Source organism: Microcystis sp. MC19, assembly GCF_003019735.1.
Lineage (GTDB): Bacteria > Cyanobacteriota > Cyanobacteriia > Cyanobacteriales > Microcystaceae > Microcystis.
In genome coordinates this window covers 2,145,082-2,160,720 of the sequence record NZ_CP020664.1, presented here as the reverse complement: position 1 = coordinate 2,160,720, position 15,639 = coordinate 2,145,082, and the positions used below count along the sequence as shown (strand labels likewise).

Sequence of the window (15,639 nt, the reverse complement as noted above, 5' to 3'; positions counted from 1 at the left end):
TTTAGGTGTGTTAGCCTCTAGTAACACACCTTTATTTATTATCTAACTGACCGCAAAAATATTGCTGTAAATCTGGCAAAATTTCTCTATAAATAGCTGTATTTATCTCTAGATCAGAGCCAAGAATAGAATTAAAAGGGATAATTTCCACCAGGGAATTACTATAGGCGATCGCCTGTAAAGTCCCGACAAATTCCGGGGTCCAGATATTTTCTTGCAGGGAAATATTTTGTTTTTTTAACCAACCGATCAAAGCCGAGCGACCGATCCCGGGTAAAATATCAGCAGTAAGCAGGGGAGTGTACCAGCAATTATCTTTCCATCCCCATAAATTGCCCGTGCTAGTTTCTAACCAATTCCCCAATCGATCGACTAATATCGCTTCTTTTGCTCCTTTTTTTTGAGCAGTTTGTGACGCTAACCAAGGGGTCAAATAATTACCAGTTTTATGTTCTCCTAAAACGCGTTGCCAAGCGGGATTATCTGTTACCCACCCAATAATTCCCCGCTCTTGTCTAATGTTTAAATCTTCCGGGAGAAATCTGCCTTTAATCCACTCCCTACCATCGGGAAAAATTGTAATTCTCAGGACAGGATAGAATAGGGATAATTCTTCGGATCCTTGGCGAATTCGCCGCCAATCGGGAGTGGACCAGTGGAAAACTTGTAAACTAGAGTGCAGACGTTTGATATGTTCTTGCCAATGGGTCAGGGGATGATCTAAGCTGTGTTGATAGATACGCAGGGTAGTAAAGAGTGTGGCTCCATAAAGCAGTCCAATATCATCAATACCCAGACTTATTCGCTCATCCTCGATTAATTCGCCATTATACCAATACATAATCAGTTATCAGTTATCAGTTATCAGTTATCAGTTATCAGATTTGAGTTTTAAGGATCTTCTAGAGTAGTTATGATATTTTAGCAGAAAATAATGGTTCTTCGTTACTTGGTATGGTTCGATCAGGGGGCAGAAATCGGCTAAATCCTTATCTGGCAAGGGACTTAATTGATTAGCTCGTTCTAGATTGAAAACAATTGGCAAAAATCGCAGCCATGTCTTTCTATATAAGGGTTTCACCCCTTATAACTCCCGTCCATTGCATAACACAAACCGAAGAACCAAAATAATCAAAGCTTTTTGCTTGGTTGGATTCTAGGCTATTTAAGGGATTAGGCTCATTGAAACTACTAATTTGCTATAACCAGTCTAGGAGAGCCTTACTGATTACTGTTTACTGATTACTGTTTACTGATTACTGTTTACTGTTTACTGATAACTGCCCTAGCTTATGAACCGTCAAAAATTCACTTGGGGATATTCTAGCTATAAATTGCGTCAAAGAGAAAATTTTAAAGAATTTCTGTGTTTACTGGGATTATTAATAGCGGCCTTAATTATCTATCTAGTGGGATTAGGGAATTTACCCTTGCGGGATTGGGATGAAGCGACCATCGCTCAGGTGGCCAAGGAAATTAGCCAAACCCCCCTGGAACAATTGCGCTGGTTATTTCCCAGTTTTTGGGGTGATCCCTACCTGAATAAACCGCCCTTGATTCATAGTTTGATTGGTCTAACCTACCATTTCTGGGGCATCAATGAGGCTAATACTAGACTAATTCCCGCTTTTTTAACAGCTTTATCGGTGCCGCTTCTCTATCTTCTCGGTCGAGAAATTTTTCCCGCTCGTTTGCCAGCTTTACTGTCGGCCTTGATCTATTTAACTCTTTTGCCGGTGGTGCGCCATGGCCGTTTAGCCATGTTGGATGGAGCGGTATTGTGTTTTGAAATGCTGATGTTTGTTGGTTTACTGCGCTCACGGCGCGATTTACGCTGGTCTGTGGGGGCGGGGTTAGGATTTGCCCTCCTTTGTCTGACTAAGGGTATTATGGGGCTATTATTAGCGGGTATCGGCTTGATTTTTCTGCTCTGGGATACCCCCCGGTTATTAACTTCTGCCTATTTTTGGTCGGGTTGGTTATTGGGAGCAGCCCCCGCTTTTGCCTGGTACACCGCCCAATTTTGGCACTACGAGCGGGAGTTTCTCGATTCCCTTTTTGTTCAACAGTTAAAGCGAGTTAGTGACGATCTCGACCATCATCGTGGCCCGTTTTGGTATTATCTGCTGGAAATTCTGAAATATAGTTGGCCTTGGTTAATTTTCTCGGTTTGGGGTTTAGGTTTAGCCCGTCAGGAACGTCTCTACAGTTGGGCGAAGTTACTGTTAGTTTGGACGGGTGTTTATCTGCTGGTGGTTTCGGTAATGGCGACCAAGTTGCCTTGGTATATTCTGCCGATCTATCCGGCCTTAGCTTTAGCGGCCGGTTATGCCTTGGCGCAGGTGGTGAATCTTCCCATCGATCGCCCCTATCATCCCATCTGGTCAATTATTGTGGGTATTATCGGCGTTGTGGCGGGTTTATTAGCTTTAATGGCCTATTTTCCTGGTAATTTTGCCCTGATCGAACCGATCCATCCCTTAATTATTTTAAGCTTATTGTCAATTTCCCTGACTATGGTGACAACGGCGATTTTGTTAGCCCGGCGCTCGGAACAATTCAGCGTGGTTTTACTTTGGGGAATGTTGGTTTCTTTGTTTATTTTTGTCAATTCTCCCCTGTGGATCTGGGAATTAAATGAGAATTTCCCTGTCAAACCGGTGGCGAGTTTAGTGCAGAAATATGTGCCAGCCGATCGCCCTGTTTATATTGCTTTTGCCTACGAGCGTCCCTCATTAAATTTTTATAGTGGTCGTCGGGTTTTTCCCCTTGCTGCTGAAGAATTAATCAATCATTGGCAAAGTCACAAGCAACCTTACCTAATTATCGATCGTCAAACCAAAGAAGCTACTGATTTAGAAGGGTTAAAGGTGATCGAGTCGATGGATTCTGGTTGGTTTTTGGTGACGAAGCAGTAGTGAGGTTAATTTTGTGCGTACTTTCGATAGCAAATTAGCTTAGGCTTTAACTTGCCGGCTTCAAATGTTACAAAAATTTTACAAGTTGCGTTAAAATCACCCCTAGCGATGAAACGCAACACTTTTGTAATTGTTGAAACCGAGATTAATATGCTAAATAGGTCAATTACGGCCGAGAAAACTGAGGAATTCGCTCCTGCTGACCTGCAAGACCTGCTAGACTGTACCGATAGCTTTGTTAACCGTCATATTGGACCGACGGAGACGGAAATCGAGAAAATGCTGGCGGTTTTGGGTGTTGCTACCGTGGAGGAGTTAATCGCTCAAACAGTCCCCGCAGCAATTCGTTTACAAAAAAACCTTAATCTACCACCTGCCTTGAGTGAATACGCCGCTCTTGCCCAATTAAAAGCGATTGCCTCAAAAAATCAGGTATTTCGCTCCTTTATTGGCATGGGCTACCATGACTGTATCACCCCGCCGGTAATTCTCCGCAACATCTTAGAAAATCCGGGTTGGTACACCGCCTATACTCCCTATCAAGCGGAAATCGCCCAGGGACGCTTAGAAGCTCTCTTAAACTTCCAAACTCTCATCACTAGCTTAACCGGTCTGGAAATTGCTAACGCTTCCCTCCTCGATGAAGGAACAGCAGCCGCGGAAGCGATGAGCATGAGTTACGGACTGTGTAAAACTAAAGCCAATGCTTTCTTTATCTCCAGTAGTTGCCATCCCCAAACGATTGAAGTTGTTAAAACCAGAGCGATTCCTTTAGGTATTGATATTATTATCGAGGATCATCGTCTCTTTGACTTCCAAACGCCGATTTTTGGCGCATTATTGCAATATCCAGCCACCGATGGCGTAATTTATGACTATCGGGAATTTATCGCCAAAGCGCAGGAAAATGGGGCTTTAGTCACCGTTGCCGCCGATATTCTCAGTTTAGCCCTGTTGACTCCCCCCGGCGAATTGGGGGCTGATATTGCCGTGGGTAGCAGTCAACGCTTTGGGGTTCCCTTGGGTTATGGGGGTCCCCATGCCGCCTATTTTGCCACCAAAGATGCCTATAAACGTAGTATTCCGGGGCGCATTGTCGGGGTATCGAAGGATAGTCAGGGTAAACCCGCACTGCGTTTAGCTTTGCAAACCCGGGAACAACATATCCGCCGGGATAAAGCCACCAGTAATATTTGTACCGCACAGGTGTTACTAGCGGTGATTGCTTCCATGTACGCGGTGTATCACGGACCAGAAGGAATCAAGAAAATCGCCCAAAGAGTGCAGAAATTAACCACTTTATTGGCAACTGGCTTAAAACAGTTGGGTTATGAGGTGGGGAAAGAACCGCGCTTCGATACGCTCAAAGTTACGGTATCCACGGGAGTTAAGGATTTCCTCGCCAAGGCCAAAACCCATAAGATTAATCTGCGTTATTTTGATGAGAATAATTTAGGAATTAGTCTCGATGAAACCAGCAGTCTCAGGGATGTGTGGGATTTATGGCAAATTTTTGCGCCAACCGAGGAATTGCCCTTTACCACGGCGGAATTAGTCGAGAAAATTAGTCTAGAATTACCCGCTAATCTAACCCGTACCAGTGCCTATCTTACCGAGCCGGTGTTCAATCGTTACCACTCGGAAACGGAATTACTCAGATATCTGCACCGTCTGGAAACAAAGGATCTAGCCTTAAATACTTCCATGATTCCCCTCGGTTCCTGTACGATGAAACTCAATGCCGTAGCGGAGATGATTCCGGTAACTTGGGCAGAATTCGGCAAATTACACCCTTTTGCACCGATTGACCAAGCAGAAGGCTATCAACTGCTCTTTCAACAGTTAGAGACTTGGTTAGGGGAAATTACCGGATTTGATGGCATTTCTCTACAACCGAACGCTGGTTCTCAGGGAGAGTATGCCGGTTTACAGGTGATCCGAGCCTACCATGAAAGTCGCGGTCAAGGTCATCGTCAGATTTGCTTAATTCCTGAATCCGCTCACGGGACTAATCCTGCCAGTGCCGTTATGTGTGGTATGAAAGTAGTGGCGGTTAATTGCGATTCTCGGGGCAATATTGATATTAATGACCTGAAAACTAAGGCCGAGAAGCATCAGGATAATCTAGCGGCTTTGATGGTAACGTATCCTTCCACTCACGGCGTTTTTGAACAGGGAATTAGCGAAATTTGCGCCTTGATTCATCAATACGGTGGTCAAGTCTATATGGATGGCGCCAATATGAATGCTCAGGTGGGTTTATGTCGTCCGGCGGATTTTGGCGCCGATGTCTGTCACTTGAATCTCCATAAAACTTTCTGTATTCCCCACGGTGGGGGGGGACCGGGTATGGGACCAATTGGAGTCAAATCCCATTTAGTGCCTTTTCTGCCCGATGTTTCCCTGGTTTTGGCGAAATTATCCCCAGAAACCGCTAACGGTAAGCATCAGGACTCGATTGGCGCAATTTCGGCCGCGCCTTGGGGTAGTGCCAGCATTTTGGTGATTTCTTGGATGTATATCGCTATGATGGGGGCCGCTGGCTTGAAAAAAGCGACAGAAGTGGCAATTTTGAACGCTAATTATATGGCTTTTCGTCTGGAGTCGGCCTATCCGGTGTTATTTAAGGGTAGCGCGGGAACGGTTGCCCACGAGTGTGTGATCGATTTACGTCCCCTGAAAAAACAGGCCGGCATCGAGGTGGAAGATGTGGCAAAACGCTTGATGGATTTCGGTTTCCACGCGCCGACGGTTTCTTGGCCCGTGGCGGGTACAATGATGGTGGAACCCACGGAAAGCGAATCTTTGGGGGAATTAGACCGTTTTTGTGAAGCTTTGTTAACTATCTATCAAGAAGTACAAGCGATCGCTAATGGTAGCATGGATCCCCACGATAATCCCTTGAAAAATGCCCCCCACACAGCTGCGGTTTTAACTGCCGATGATTGGAGTCGTCCCTATTCCCGTCAACAGGCAGCTTACCCGCTTTCTTGGCTAAAAGATTATAAATTCTGGCCAGTAGTCGGACGGGTTGATAATGCCTACGGGGACAGAAATCTGGTTTGTTCCTGTGAGGGTATGGACGCTTATAAGTAATCGTAATTCCTTGATAGTATTGGTGGGGTAGTGGCAAATTACCCCGCTTTTTTTGGGTTTTTTGGAACTAAATCCGTTGAGTAACGCGCAGAAAACGGGTTTCTCGGAGAAACCCGTTTTCTACTCCATGCACTCATGCAAAAGGGGTAATACATAATCAGTTTTTAATAACTGGATTTAGTATTAAATACCTCTTGCGCCACTCGCTCACAACTGCCTACTGTTCCTAAACCGGCCTTAGTTTCTGCGTATTCATCTAACATTTTTTGGCGACGTTGCTGATTTAATAATAGGTCTAGACATTCCTGCATAATTCTCTCTGGATTAGCTTCCTCTTGTAATAATTCGGGAACAATTTCTCGCATTAGAACTAAATTTACCGGTGAGACAAATGGTACAGAAAGCTTCATAATATTGCGGGCAATCCAAGCAGTAACTGCACTTAAACGGTAAACCACCACCTGCGGCACGTTTAATAAAGCAATTTCGAGATTAACTGTACCAGACTTAGCCACAGCCAGATCAGCCGCTGCAATTGCTTCTAAAGTCTGATCTCGTTCCATAATCACCGCATTTAATCCATATTCCGCCACCAATTCTCGCATTTTTGGTTCGTATAAAGCTAAGGGAACGGGAATTAAAAACTTAATATCGGGAATTTTTTCCTGTAATTTTTGGGCAGCAGCGCACACCGTCGGCACGAGATATTTAAACTCCTGTTGACGGGAAGCGGGTAACAAAGCGATCACCGTTTCTTTGGGTTTTATTGCCCATTTTTGCCGCATTTCTTGGCGATTGGGAGCATTGGCCATACGATCAACTAAAGGATGTCCCACCCAAGTTACCGGTACACCTTTTGTTTCAAAAAAACGGGCTTCGGCAGGAAAAATTGCCAATAATTTATCGGTGACGGCGATTAATTTTTCCGTATTAAATAACTTTTCTGCTGTGGACCTTAGTTTAGCTGAGGGAATATTTTCTTCCGACCAAATCCACACCTGTGGGGCAATATAATAGATAATTGGGACACCGGGAATAATTTTTTTAGCCGACTGACCGATCGTCACATTTGCCCCCACATAATCAATTAAAATAATTAGATCGGGAGGATGATCTCTAAAAAACTCTTTTGCTCGTTTTTGTAGTTGTAAAGTTGGCAAAATAAAGGGGATAGATTCAATTAATCCCATGGCAGCCAGTCGAGTGGTTTTACCCAACATTTTTGCCCCAGCTAACTCCATGCGATCGCCACCTAGGGCAAAAATTTCTAACTCAATTGCCTGGGTTTTAGCTAGTTTAAAAAGGGATTCAATCAGCATGGCTGCCTGTAAATCACCCGATACCTCACCTGTACTAATAAATATACGCATTTGGATAATTATTTGATAATAAAAGAATTCAGGAGACAGGATTGCTGGAGATAGGAGATAGGAGTCAGGATTGAGAAGACAGACTTCGGGGTGAGCTTTTGTCGAACGCTTTTTCTTCCCGCTCCCCAATTCATAATTCATAATTCATCATTCATAATTCCCACTCCCCACAGACTGTTCCTCAATCAATAAGTTATTTCCCCGGAATTAAACCGCGACGTTTTTCTCCTGTGGTAGAGGATTGTAAAAATTGACAGAGATGTTGAACATGGGGGTTATCGGTTAAGAGAGAAACTTGTTCTAAAGCCTCCTGAAGATTTAGATTAGAACGATAGATAATCCGAAAAGCTTTTTTCAGTAAAGCTAGATCTTCATCGGTACAACCTGCTCTTTGTAAACCGACTAAATTAAGAGTTCGCACGCGACAGGGATTGCCTTCTACTAAAGTAAAAGGGGGAACATCGCGATCAATACGACTCATTCCTCCTAACATGGCCATTTTGCCAATATGAACAAATTGATGTACTCCTAAAACCCCCCCGATAACTGCTTTTGATTCAATATGGACATGACCGGCCAAGGCGACACTATTAGCGATAATAATGTTATCTTGCAAAATACAATTATGGGCAACGTGAACATAGGCCATTAATAAATTATTATTGCCAATTTGGGTAACTTCTCCCGTATCCGTGGCGCGATTAATCGTGACAAACTCGCGAATTTGGTTATTATCACCAATTTCTACGCTACTTTCGCCACCTTTATACTTTAAATCCTGTGGTTCATTACCAATAACAGCCCCAGAAAAAATATGATTACCCTTGCCAATTTTGGTCGGACCCTCAATGACCACATGGGCATCAATAATTGTATCAGCTTCAATTTCCACATTGGCCCCGATCACAGCATAGGGACCAACTTTAACCTTGGGATCAAGTTTTGCCGACGGATGGATAACCGCAGTGGGGTGGATTAACGTATTCAAAGGGAAGTCTCCCGCGCTCAACTTCGTCACTGTATGAATCATGGTATAGCTTATCCTATATTGGACAGATGTGATCAAGATTGATAGCGGTTGCTTGCGGAGGGGACGACTTTAATGGGGAGCCAGAACCCGATAAACTATTAACCAGATTCTCTTGGTTCCTTCGTCCCTCCCATCCTGATAAAAAATATATGAGTAATAATAGACCTAAAATTATAGTCTTAGATGACGACCCGACAGGTTCCCAAACAGTCCATAGTTGTCTGTTATTGATGCGGTGGGATGAAGATACTCTCCGCTTGGGATTGGCAGATAATGCGCCAATTTTCTTTGTTTTGACCAATACTCGCGCTTTAACCCCCGAAAAAGCCGAGTCTGTCACGCGAGAAGTCTGTCATAACCTGAAAACTGCCTTAACTAAAGAGGGAATCGAGGATTTTTTGGTGGTTAGTCGTTCCGATTCTACCCTGCGCGGGCATTATCCGATCGAAACTGATGTTATTGCCGAAGAATTGGGCGGTTTTGATGCTCATTTCCTGATTCCAGCCTTTTTTGAGGGGGGGAGAATCACTCGCGATAGTATTCACTATTTAATCATCGATGGCGTTCCCACTCCCGTCCACGAGACAGAATTTGCTCGGGATTCGGTTTTTGCCTACCATTACAGTTATCTGCCGGATTATGTGGAGGAGAAAACGAAAGGTAAAATTAAAGCAGATGATGTGGAGAGATTTTTACTGGCAGATATCCGTCAAGGTAGTTTAGAACGATTGCAAAAGCTCGAAAATAATCAATGTGGGGTGGTAGATGGGGAAACTCAAGCGGATCTCGATCGCTTTGCTGAAGATATTTTAACCGCCGCAGGGGAGGGAAAAAAATTTTTATTCCGTAGTGCCGCCAGTATTTTAACTTCTTTGGCTAATTTAGGAACTCAACCGATCGCACCCGAATCTATGGGTAAGTATAAGCCCACGGGGGAAGCCGGGGCAATTATCGTCGGTTCCCACGTCAAAAAAACTAGCCAACAATTAGATGAACTGCTTCAACAACCCAACACCGTCGGAGTCGAAATCGATGTGACGGCATTGCGCGATCGTCCTGAGCAACGAGATCAACTCATGGCACAAGCTCTGGAAAAAGTCAAGCTTATTCACAAAAATAAACAAACCCCCGTGATCTATACCAGTCGGCAAGAGTTAACCTTTGCCTCTGTGCAGAAACGTCTTGATTTTGGGGTTGCCGTCTCCACCCTGTTAATGGACATTGTTAAGGGTTTACCCAGTGATATCAGTTTTTTAATCAGTAAAGGCGGAATTACCTCCAATGATGTCTTAAGTACGGGTTTAAGCCTGCAATCGGCCCGTTTACTCGGTCAGATTCTCCCCGGTGTCTCCATGGTCCGCACAGAAGCCGATCATCCTCTCTTTTCTAATTTACCCGTGGTTCTTTTCCCGGGTAACGTCGGTGATGTCCAAGCTTTAGCTACAGTTTATCAACGTTTGTGTCAATAGGAGGCAATCAGTGATCAGTGAGCAGTGAGCAGATGTAAGTTTTCAGTTCACTGATTACTGAAAAAAGCTCCCCAATTCATAATTCATAATTCATAATTCCCACTGCTGCCGGCTGCTCAAGGTTCATAATTAAAGAAACATCTATACTGATAGCCAGTTAATTTTTATGAAAACTGTTGCCGATACGGACTTGCAAAGGCTAGAAGACTTAATTATCAACGGACAAAAAGCGATCGAAACTCGTTTCACGGCGATCGAGAATAGTATCGTCCAAATTAAGGCTGATATTGGCGAAATTAAAGCTGATATTAAGGAAATCAAGCAAGATGTTAAATCCCTAGAGATAGGACAGGCAAAATTAACCGAAAGAGTCGAAGGGATGGATAATCGCCTCAAAATAGGCTCTTGTAGGGTGCGTTACACTTCGTTAACGCACCTAATCTATGGTTATTCAATAATTGATTCAATGGTGGATTACGCTGCGCTAATCCACCCTACGGGGGGTTAAAATTATTATTCTTCCCCTATTTCTTCGGTTATGCTACAGTGCTTGTGAAGCAGCATAGACTTTTACTTCCTTCTCTAAACGTTCTCTGAGCCTATCTTTTTCTACTTCAATATCATACCTTGTTTGAAGATTCATCCAGAACCTTTCAGACATACCAAAATAACGAGAAAGCCTTAAGGCAATATCGGCAGTAATTCCTCGCTTTTCCTCGATAATTTCCTTGATTTGCTCTATTGGTACATTAAGATCTTCTGCCAAACGTTCTTGGCTAATTTCCATCGGTTTGAGAAATTCTTCCAACAGAATCTCACCAGGATGAATGGGGGCTAATAATTTTTTCTCAGTCATGATTATTGAGTAACAATTAATGATAATCGACTATTTCTACATTGTAGGCGTTGCCATTTTTCCAAATAAAACAGATCCGCCACTGATCGTTAATTCGGATACTATGCTGATTTTTTCTATCTCCTGAGAGTTTTTCCAACCGATTAGATGGAGGAATGTATAAATCCTGTAAAGTTTCGGCCGCGTCTAAAACTTCTAGCTTTCTCCGAGCATTTCGTTGAATATCTTGAGGTAATTTTCGTGAAAATTTACGTTTGAATAACTGCTCTGTCTCCTTAGATGCAAAACTCTTAATCATCAATAATTAGGAAAATGCACTACTATCATATCATCTTAGTGCGATCATCGATCTCATGCTAATGTTAGATCGCAATCTTTCTGTGGAGGCGCAGTTGAAAGTGTATCTGTGGGTTACGATCGCTTTTTCAACCACCTTATCACTAGCTAATCTTCTTGGCTATCAAGGATTAAAGCGTCAAGAGAATTGGGAAAATCACCTCGCTCAACCATTTTTGTGAAGGCTTTATAACAATCATTTTTATCCCCTTGTTTGCGAGGATAGCCTAGCCATAAAACAAAAATTGCTTTATACTCCTCGGTTTGTATAGCCCGAAAGAATAAGCGATAACGGTCAGGTAGTCCCATCTTTTTGATTCTTCCGTAATGCTTGAGCGCCCCAGTCAGAGCAAAATGGGAAGTAAAAGGATCGAGAGGGATTTTTTCTTTAATGGCGACCATAATCGCCCTGTAGAGTTTGACTGTAGAATGAGTACGGTATGCTTCTGCTGGCAAGGTGTTTTTTAGTTTACGAACCTCAACTTGTAAATCGCGGCGTTGTTGCCCAAAAAGTCTTTTAATAAAGTAGATTCGCCAACCGTTAACTATCAAGTTCTACTCCTGTCATCAACTCTTCATCGACCGCTGCCATCGCTTCCGTATAAGCTTCTAACTCAGCATCAGGATTTAATAGGGCTTGCTTGGTCAGAAAATCTAAGAATAAACTCAGCATCAGTTCATCTTCCTCCTGTTCTACAGATTGAGGCTGTAAGCGGACTAATAAGGTATCAGGGCTGATAACTTCAACAGCACCTTTAGCTTCTTTGAATTGGGGATTATCCTTAAAAAAACTGGCACTCAGACGGAAACCTGAAGCATTGCCTATTCTAGCCCAGGTTAGATTGTATTGTTTGTTACTCATGATTTTAGGCAAAGTTTACTACATATCATGTTATTACATAATTTAATAACATACAAGGTTGCCCAGCTTCTCAACCGCGTTTTAGCTGAACTTCCCCCATACATATATACTATAGGGGAGCGCGCCGAGAAAGCCATCGAGTAAAACTAGCGGATTTCGATTTAACACCGCGTAATGAAAAAAGTTCCGATTTTTGCCGTGGTGTACCGCAGCGTGAAACTTGCCGAAAACCTGTTCCGGAACATGGTAGAGAAACGTAGAAATTAAATCACCGAGTAGCAAGAGCGCTAGGGTGATCAGGATGGCTTTTAGTATAAGTAGTATCAAAATTTTCCCCTTAATTTTCCGCTCGATCGTGTTTTGCAATTTACCATAAAAGAGAAAGTTAAATTTTTCTTTATGATTAAGTTAATTTTTAAAATCACGCCTTATATGAGTTGCCCAAAGGGTTGAACAGGAGTCTGCTCAAAGGATGGACACAAAGTCCCTCAACTTTCTTTCTGAGCAATCGCTCCAAGTTGCCTCCTGTATTCTGCACCTCATTGAAAACCCCCTCAATCCGTTCTCGAAAATGTTGAAGAAGTCGCTCAAAGACGGGAGAAGTTTGTTGATGTTGATTGACTCTCTTAGCTGTAGAGACTCGATTACCTGTGGTTCTTGATATCTCAGTCTGCCAATCAGTACCAATAAACCCCTTGTCGGCTAGGATATTGTTGCCTTGAATGAACTGCAATACGGATTCTGCTGCGGGAGCGTTCGTCAGTATGAGCAGGGACGAGGGAATAAACCAAAAGGTCAACATTTCACTATCTCTGAAACTAGGCTCAGGTCCAGGCAGCATGGGAGTCAAGCGATATCCCTGTTCTTGATACCAGTCATCCACCAGGACATAAATAATAGTCAAGAGGTTGGGAGCATCTATCCTATTCATGGGGGGCCTCATCGAAAATTTGGGTCTGAAACCCCGTCGTTCTACGACGGCTTTACTGTTAAATATTAGCGCATTTACAAAATATATGCTAAAATGTGAGACATGGAAAAAGCCTATTCTTACCGATTTTACCCAACACCCGAACAAGAGTCGCTATTGCGGCGCACTTTGGGCTGTGTAAGATTAGTTTACAACAAAGCTCTCCATGTCAGAACACAAGCTTGGTATGAAAGACAAGAAAGAGTAGGATATGTTCAAACTTCTTCAATGTTGACCGATTGGAAAAAACAAGAAGAATTAGACTTTTTAAACGAAGTTAGCTGTGTACCTTTACAACAAGGGTTAAGACACCTACAAACAGCTTTTACTAATTTCTTTGCTGGTCGTACTAAGTATCCTAACTTTAAGAAAAAACATCAGGGAGGAAGTGCCGAATTTACCAAATCTGCTTTTAAATTTAAAGACAGACAAATCTATTTAGCTAAATGCACAGAACCTTTACCTATTCGATGGTCAAGACAAATACCAGAAAGCTGTGACCCAAGTACAGTAACAGTCAGGCTACATCCATCAGGACGTTGGCATATCTCAATAAGATTTGATGACCCAACGATTAAGCCTTTACCAGTAACAGATAAAGCCATTGGAATTGACTTAGGAATTAGTAGCCTTGTAATTACCAGCGATGGCGATAAAGTATCTAATCCTAAGCATTTCAAGAAACATTATCAGAGGTTGCGAAAAGCGCAAAAAAATCTTTCTAGAAAACAAAAAGGCTCAAAAAATCGGGAAAAAGCGAGAATCAAAGTAGCCAAGATTCATGCCCAAATTACTGATAACAGAAAAGACCATTTACATAAGCTAACCACTCAATTAGTTCGTGAAAATCAAACGATTGTAGTTGAGAATTTAGCCGTCAAGAATATGGTCAAAAACCCGAAATTATCTCAGGCAATATCTGATGTAAGCTGCCCCCCCTTGCCCCCCCGACGTCGGGGGGGTTGGGGGGGGCGACAATTAGCCTATAAATGCCGTTGGTATGGGAGAAATTACATCGAAATAGATAGATGGTTTCCTAGCTCTAAAAGGTGTAGTAATTGCGGGTATATTGCTGAGAAAATGCCGTTAAATATTCGAGAGTGGGATTGTCCAATCTGTGGGACTCACCATGACCGAGATATTAACGCCAGTAAAAACATTTTGGCCGCAGGGCTTGCGGTGTCAGTCTGTAGAGCGACCATAAGACCAGAACAGAGTAAATCTGTTAAGGCAGGTGCGGAACCCCGCAAGGGAAAGAAGCAGAAACCTAAATCGTGAGGTTTGGGAATCGCCGTCCGTTTTACGGCGGCGAGGATGTCAAGCTTTGGAGTGATTACCTTTATCGTGACCTCTCCCTTTGATTTTACAAACCTCTCTATCTCACATCAGCCGCAATTCCTAATTCATAATTCCTAATTCCCACTGCTGCTGGCTGCTCAAGGTTCATAATTAAAGAAACATCTATACTGATAGCTGGTTAATTTTTATGAAAACTCTTGCCGATACGGACTTAAAAAGGCTAGAAGACTTAATTATCAACGGACAAAAAGCGCTCGAGACTCGTTTCACGGCGATCGAGAATAGTATCGTCGAAATTAAGGCTGATATTGGCGAAATTAAAGCTGATATTAAGGAAATCAAGCAAGATGTTAAATCCCTAGAGATAGGACAGGCCAAATTAACCGAAAGAGTCGAAGGGATGGATAATCGCCTCAAAATAGTCGAAGGCAGTCAAAAAAATCAAATTTGGGCATTGATAACCATTTTAGGGGGTTCACTGATTACCGCTTCCGTCGGTTTGCTGATCGCTATTTTACGCTTTGTCTTGTTTAAGTAAAAAATTATCTTTATGGATGAAACTAAAACCGAAATAAATCAAGAAATCGACCTAGAAACCGAAAAAATTGAGCCATTAGCCTCGGTAAGGTCGAGATACGCCCAAATCCACCTAAAAAGTGAGGGTGAGAAATTGGTGCTAATTTTACCCAAAACCAGTGCCGGAGAGACAAGTCAGGATTGGACAGATATCTTGACAGGATTGAAATATTATCTCCGTAATAGCGGCCAAAATAGCCCCGCTAGAACACCAGTACACCTACAGGCCAACGATCGCCTGATGGATACGCGGCAACTACAAGCGATCGCCACAATTTTAGACAGTGCCGAATTACCCCTGCACACGATCCAAACCCAAAGAAGACAAACCGCAGTGGCAGCGGCAACTATGGGTTACAATGTCGAACAAATGCGCTCCAATCCGGGGGTTTTCGGGGATGAGCAACCTTCCCAATCTCCCCTTGCCGAACCTTTGTACTTAAAAACCACCCTGCGATCGGGTGTAGAAATCCGTCACCCGGGTACAGTTATAATCATGGGCGATGTCAACCCCGGCGGATCGATCGTCGCTGATGGCGATATATTAGTTTGGGGGAGTTTGCGCGGTGTGGCCCATGCCGGATTCCGCGGCGATCGAGCGGCGGTAATTATGGCCCTGCGAATCGATTTAACTCAACTGAGGATCGCGGAATTAGTGGCACGGGCCCCGGCTTTAGATAGCGATCGCATGGAACCAGAAATTGCCTGTACCAGCGAAGGAGGAATTCGCATCATTGGGGCTTATAATTTTTCCAGAACCTACACATTTAAAGATAAAGTGGGGTGGGTCGAAAAAAGGTGAGCAGTGACCAGTAAACAGTGATCAGTAAACAGTGATCAGTAAACAGTGATTCAGT

16 protein-coding genes are annotated in these 15,639 nt (G+C 43.2%); 7 read left to right on the top strand and 9 right to left on the bottom strand.

What is annotated here, in order from left to right; translation table 11 throughout:
• Window positions 1-31 precede the first annotated feature (31 nt).
• Window positions 32-841 carry an aminotransferase class IV gene (locus B5D77_RS11045; protein ID WP_106908829.1) on the bottom strand — a complete coding sequence of 270 codons (810 nt, stop codon included), beginning with the start codon at window positions 839-841 and terminating at the stop codon, window positions 32-34.
• A gap of 451 nt (window positions 842-1,292) precedes the next feature.
• Between B5D77_RS11045 and B5D77_RS11035 the strand changes: the two genes are divergently transcribed.
• Both B5D77_RS11035 and gcvP read left to right on the top strand, forming a co-directional pair.
• A complete protein-coding gene (locus B5D77_RS11035; RefSeq protein WP_106908828.1) occupies window positions 1,293-2,918 on the top strand; it encodes a glycosyltransferase family 39 protein in 1,626 nt (541 codons plus the stop codon).
• Between the two features lie 108 nt (window positions 2,919-3,026).
• Window positions 3,027-6,014 carry an aminomethyl-transferring glycine dehydrogenase gene (gene gcvP / locus B5D77_RS11030; protein WP_008202763.1) on the top strand — a complete coding sequence of 996 codons (2,988 nt, stop codon included), beginning with the start codon at window positions 3,027-3,029 and terminating at the stop codon, window positions 6,012-6,014.
• Window positions 6,015-6,178: 164 nt separating this feature from the next.
• Here gcvP and lpxB read toward each other — a convergent pair whose 3' ends face one another.
• Entirely contained in the window at window positions 6,179-7,384 is a 1,206-nt protein-coding gene (gene lpxB / locus B5D77_RS11025) for a lipid-A-disaccharide synthase (RefSeq protein WP_106909990.1), read from the bottom strand.
• 193 nt (window positions 7,385-7,577) lie between these two features.
• Window positions 7,578-8,414, bottom strand: coding sequence for an acyl-ACP--UDP-N-acetylglucosamine O-acyltransferase (gene lpxA / locus B5D77_RS11020; protein ID WP_106908827.1), 837 nt, complete (start codon window positions 8,412-8,414; stop codon window positions 7,578-7,580).
• Window positions 8,415-8,563: 149 nt separating this feature from the next.
• Here lpxA and B5D77_RS11015 point away from each other — a divergent pair, with 149 nt between their 5' ends.
• Together B5D77_RS11015 and B5D77_RS11010 are read left to right on the top strand one after the other, a co-directional pair.
• Window positions 8,564-9,883, top strand: coding sequence for a four-carbon acid sugar kinase family protein (locus B5D77_RS11015; RefSeq protein ID WP_106908826.1), 1,320 nt, complete (start codon window positions 8,564-8,566; stop codon window positions 9,881-9,883).
• Window positions 9,884-10,049: 166 nt separating this feature from the next.
• Window positions 10,050-10,391 (top strand): hypothetical protein, encoded by a 342-nt coding sequence (locus B5D77_RS11010; RefSeq protein ID WP_106908825.1) that lies wholly within the window; start codon window positions 10,050-10,052, stop codon window positions 10,389-10,391.
• A gap of 33 nt (window positions 10,392-10,424) precedes the next feature.
• Here the strand turns inward: B5D77_RS11010 and B5D77_RS11005 are convergent, their stop codons facing one another.
• From B5D77_RS11005 to B5D77_RS10980, 6 genes are all read right to left on the bottom strand, one after another.
• Window positions 10,425-10,739: a HigA family addiction module antitoxin gene (locus B5D77_RS11005; RefSeq protein WP_002733868.1), complete on the bottom strand. Its 315-nt coding sequence runs from the start codon at window positions 10,737-10,739 to the stop codon at window positions 10,425-10,427.
• A gap of 16 nt (window positions 10,740-10,755) precedes the next feature.
• Window positions 10,756-11,037, bottom strand: a complete 282-nt coding sequence (locus B5D77_RS11000) for a type II toxin-antitoxin system RelE/ParE family toxin (RefSeq protein WP_052277943.1) — start codon at window positions 11,035-11,037, stop codon at window positions 10,756-10,758.
• Window positions 11,038-11,183: 146 nt separating this feature from the next.
• A complete protein-coding gene (locus B5D77_RS10995) occupies window positions 11,184-11,627 on the bottom strand; it encodes a type II toxin-antitoxin system YhaV family toxin (protein ID WP_106908824.1) in 444 nt (147 codons plus the stop codon).
• On the bottom strand, window positions 11,617-11,937 hold the full coding sequence (locus tag B5D77_RS10990; RefSeq protein ID WP_002777378.1) for a hypothetical protein: 321 nt from the start codon (window positions 11,935-11,937) through the stop codon (window positions 11,617-11,619). The genes B5D77_RS10995 and B5D77_RS10990 overlap by 11 nt, the downstream gene beginning before the upstream one ends.
• 81 nt (window positions 11,938-12,018) lie before the next feature.
• Window positions 12,019-12,264, bottom strand: coding sequence for a hypothetical protein (locus B5D77_RS10985; protein ID WP_216644397.1), 246 nt, complete (start codon window positions 12,262-12,264; stop codon window positions 12,019-12,021).
• 94 nt (window positions 12,265-12,358) lie between these two features.
• Complete coding sequence (locus B5D77_RS10980; RefSeq protein WP_106908823.1) at window positions 12,359-12,868, bottom strand: transposase; 510 nt, start codon at window positions 12,866-12,868, stop codon at window positions 12,359-12,361.
• Window positions 12,869-12,970: 102 nt separating this feature from the next.
• On the opposite strand from B5D77_RS10980, the gene B5D77_RS10970 reads away from it, so the two are divergent.
• The 3 genes from B5D77_RS10970 (at window position 12,971) to minC (ending at window position 15,584) form a co-directional block, all read left to right on the top strand.
• Complete coding sequence (locus B5D77_RS10970) at window positions 12,971-14,185, top strand: RNA-guided endonuclease TnpB family protein (protein ID WP_106908822.1); 1,215 nt, start codon at window positions 12,971-12,973, stop codon at window positions 14,183-14,185.
• A 208-nt stretch (window positions 14,186-14,393) separates the two neighbouring features.
• Window positions 14,394-14,744: a hypothetical protein gene (locus B5D77_RS10965; protein ID WP_079210267.1), complete on the top strand. Its 351-nt coding sequence runs from the start codon at window positions 14,394-14,396 to the stop codon at window positions 14,742-14,744.
• A 12-nt stretch (window positions 14,745-14,756) separates the two neighbouring features.
• Complete coding sequence (gene minC, locus B5D77_RS10960) at window positions 14,757-15,584, top strand: septum site-determining protein MinC (RefSeq protein WP_106908821.1); 828 nt, start codon at window positions 14,757-14,759, stop codon at window positions 15,582-15,584.
• Window positions 15,585-15,639: the final 55 nt, after the last annotated feature.

Bases quoted from the DNA above. Each gene is read 5' to 3' on its own strand.
- B5D77_RS11045 (WP_106908829.1), bottom strand. From the start codon at position 841: ATGTATTGGTATAATGGCGAATTAATCGAGGATGAGCGAATAAGTCTG.
- B5D77_RS11035 (WP_106908828.1), top strand. From the start codon at position 1,293: ATGAACCGTCAAAAATTCACTTGGGGATATTCTAGCTATAAATTGCGT.
- gcvP (WP_008202763.1), top strand. From the start codon at position 3,027: ATGAAACGCAACACTTTTGTAATTGTTGAAACCGAGATTAATATGCTA.
- lpxB (WP_106909990.1), bottom strand. From the start codon at position 7,384: ATGCGTATATTTATTAGTACAGGTGAGGTATCGGGTGATTTACAGGCA.
- lpxA (WP_106908827.1), bottom strand. From the start codon at position 8,414: ATGATTCATACAGTGACGAAGTTGAGCGCGGGAGACTTCCCTTTGAAT.
- B5D77_RS11015 (WP_106908826.1), top strand. From the start codon at position 8,564: ATGAGTAATAATAGACCTAAAATTATAGTCTTAGATGACGACCCGACA.
- B5D77_RS11010 (WP_106908825.1), top strand. From the start codon at position 10,050: ATGAAAACTGTTGCCGATACGGACTTGCAAAGGCTAGAAGACTTAATT.
- B5D77_RS11005 (WP_002733868.1), bottom strand. From the start codon at position 10,739: ATGACTGAGAAAAAATTATTAGCCCCCATTCATCCTGGTGAGATTCTG.
- B5D77_RS11000 (WP_052277943.1), bottom strand. From the start codon at position 11,037: ATGATTAAGAGTTTTGCATCTAAGGAGACAGAGCAGTTATTCAAACGT.
- B5D77_RS10990 (WP_002777378.1), bottom strand. From the start codon at position 11,937: ATGAGTAACAAACAATACAATCTAACCTGGGCTAGAATAGGCAATGCT.
- B5D77_RS10980 (WP_106908823.1), bottom strand. From the start codon at position 12,868: ATGAATAGGATAGATGCTCCCAACCTCTTGACTATTATTTATGTCCTG.
- B5D77_RS10970 (WP_106908822.1), top strand. From the start codon at position 12,971: ATGGAAAAAGCCTATTCTTACCGATTTTACCCAACACCCGAACAAGAG.
- B5D77_RS10965 (WP_079210267.1), top strand. From the start codon at position 14,394: ATGAAAACTCTTGCCGATACGGACTTAAAAAGGCTAGAAGACTTAATT.
- minC (WP_106908821.1), top strand. From the start codon at position 14,757: ATGGATGAAACTAAAACCGAAATAAATCAAGAAATCGACCTAGAAACC.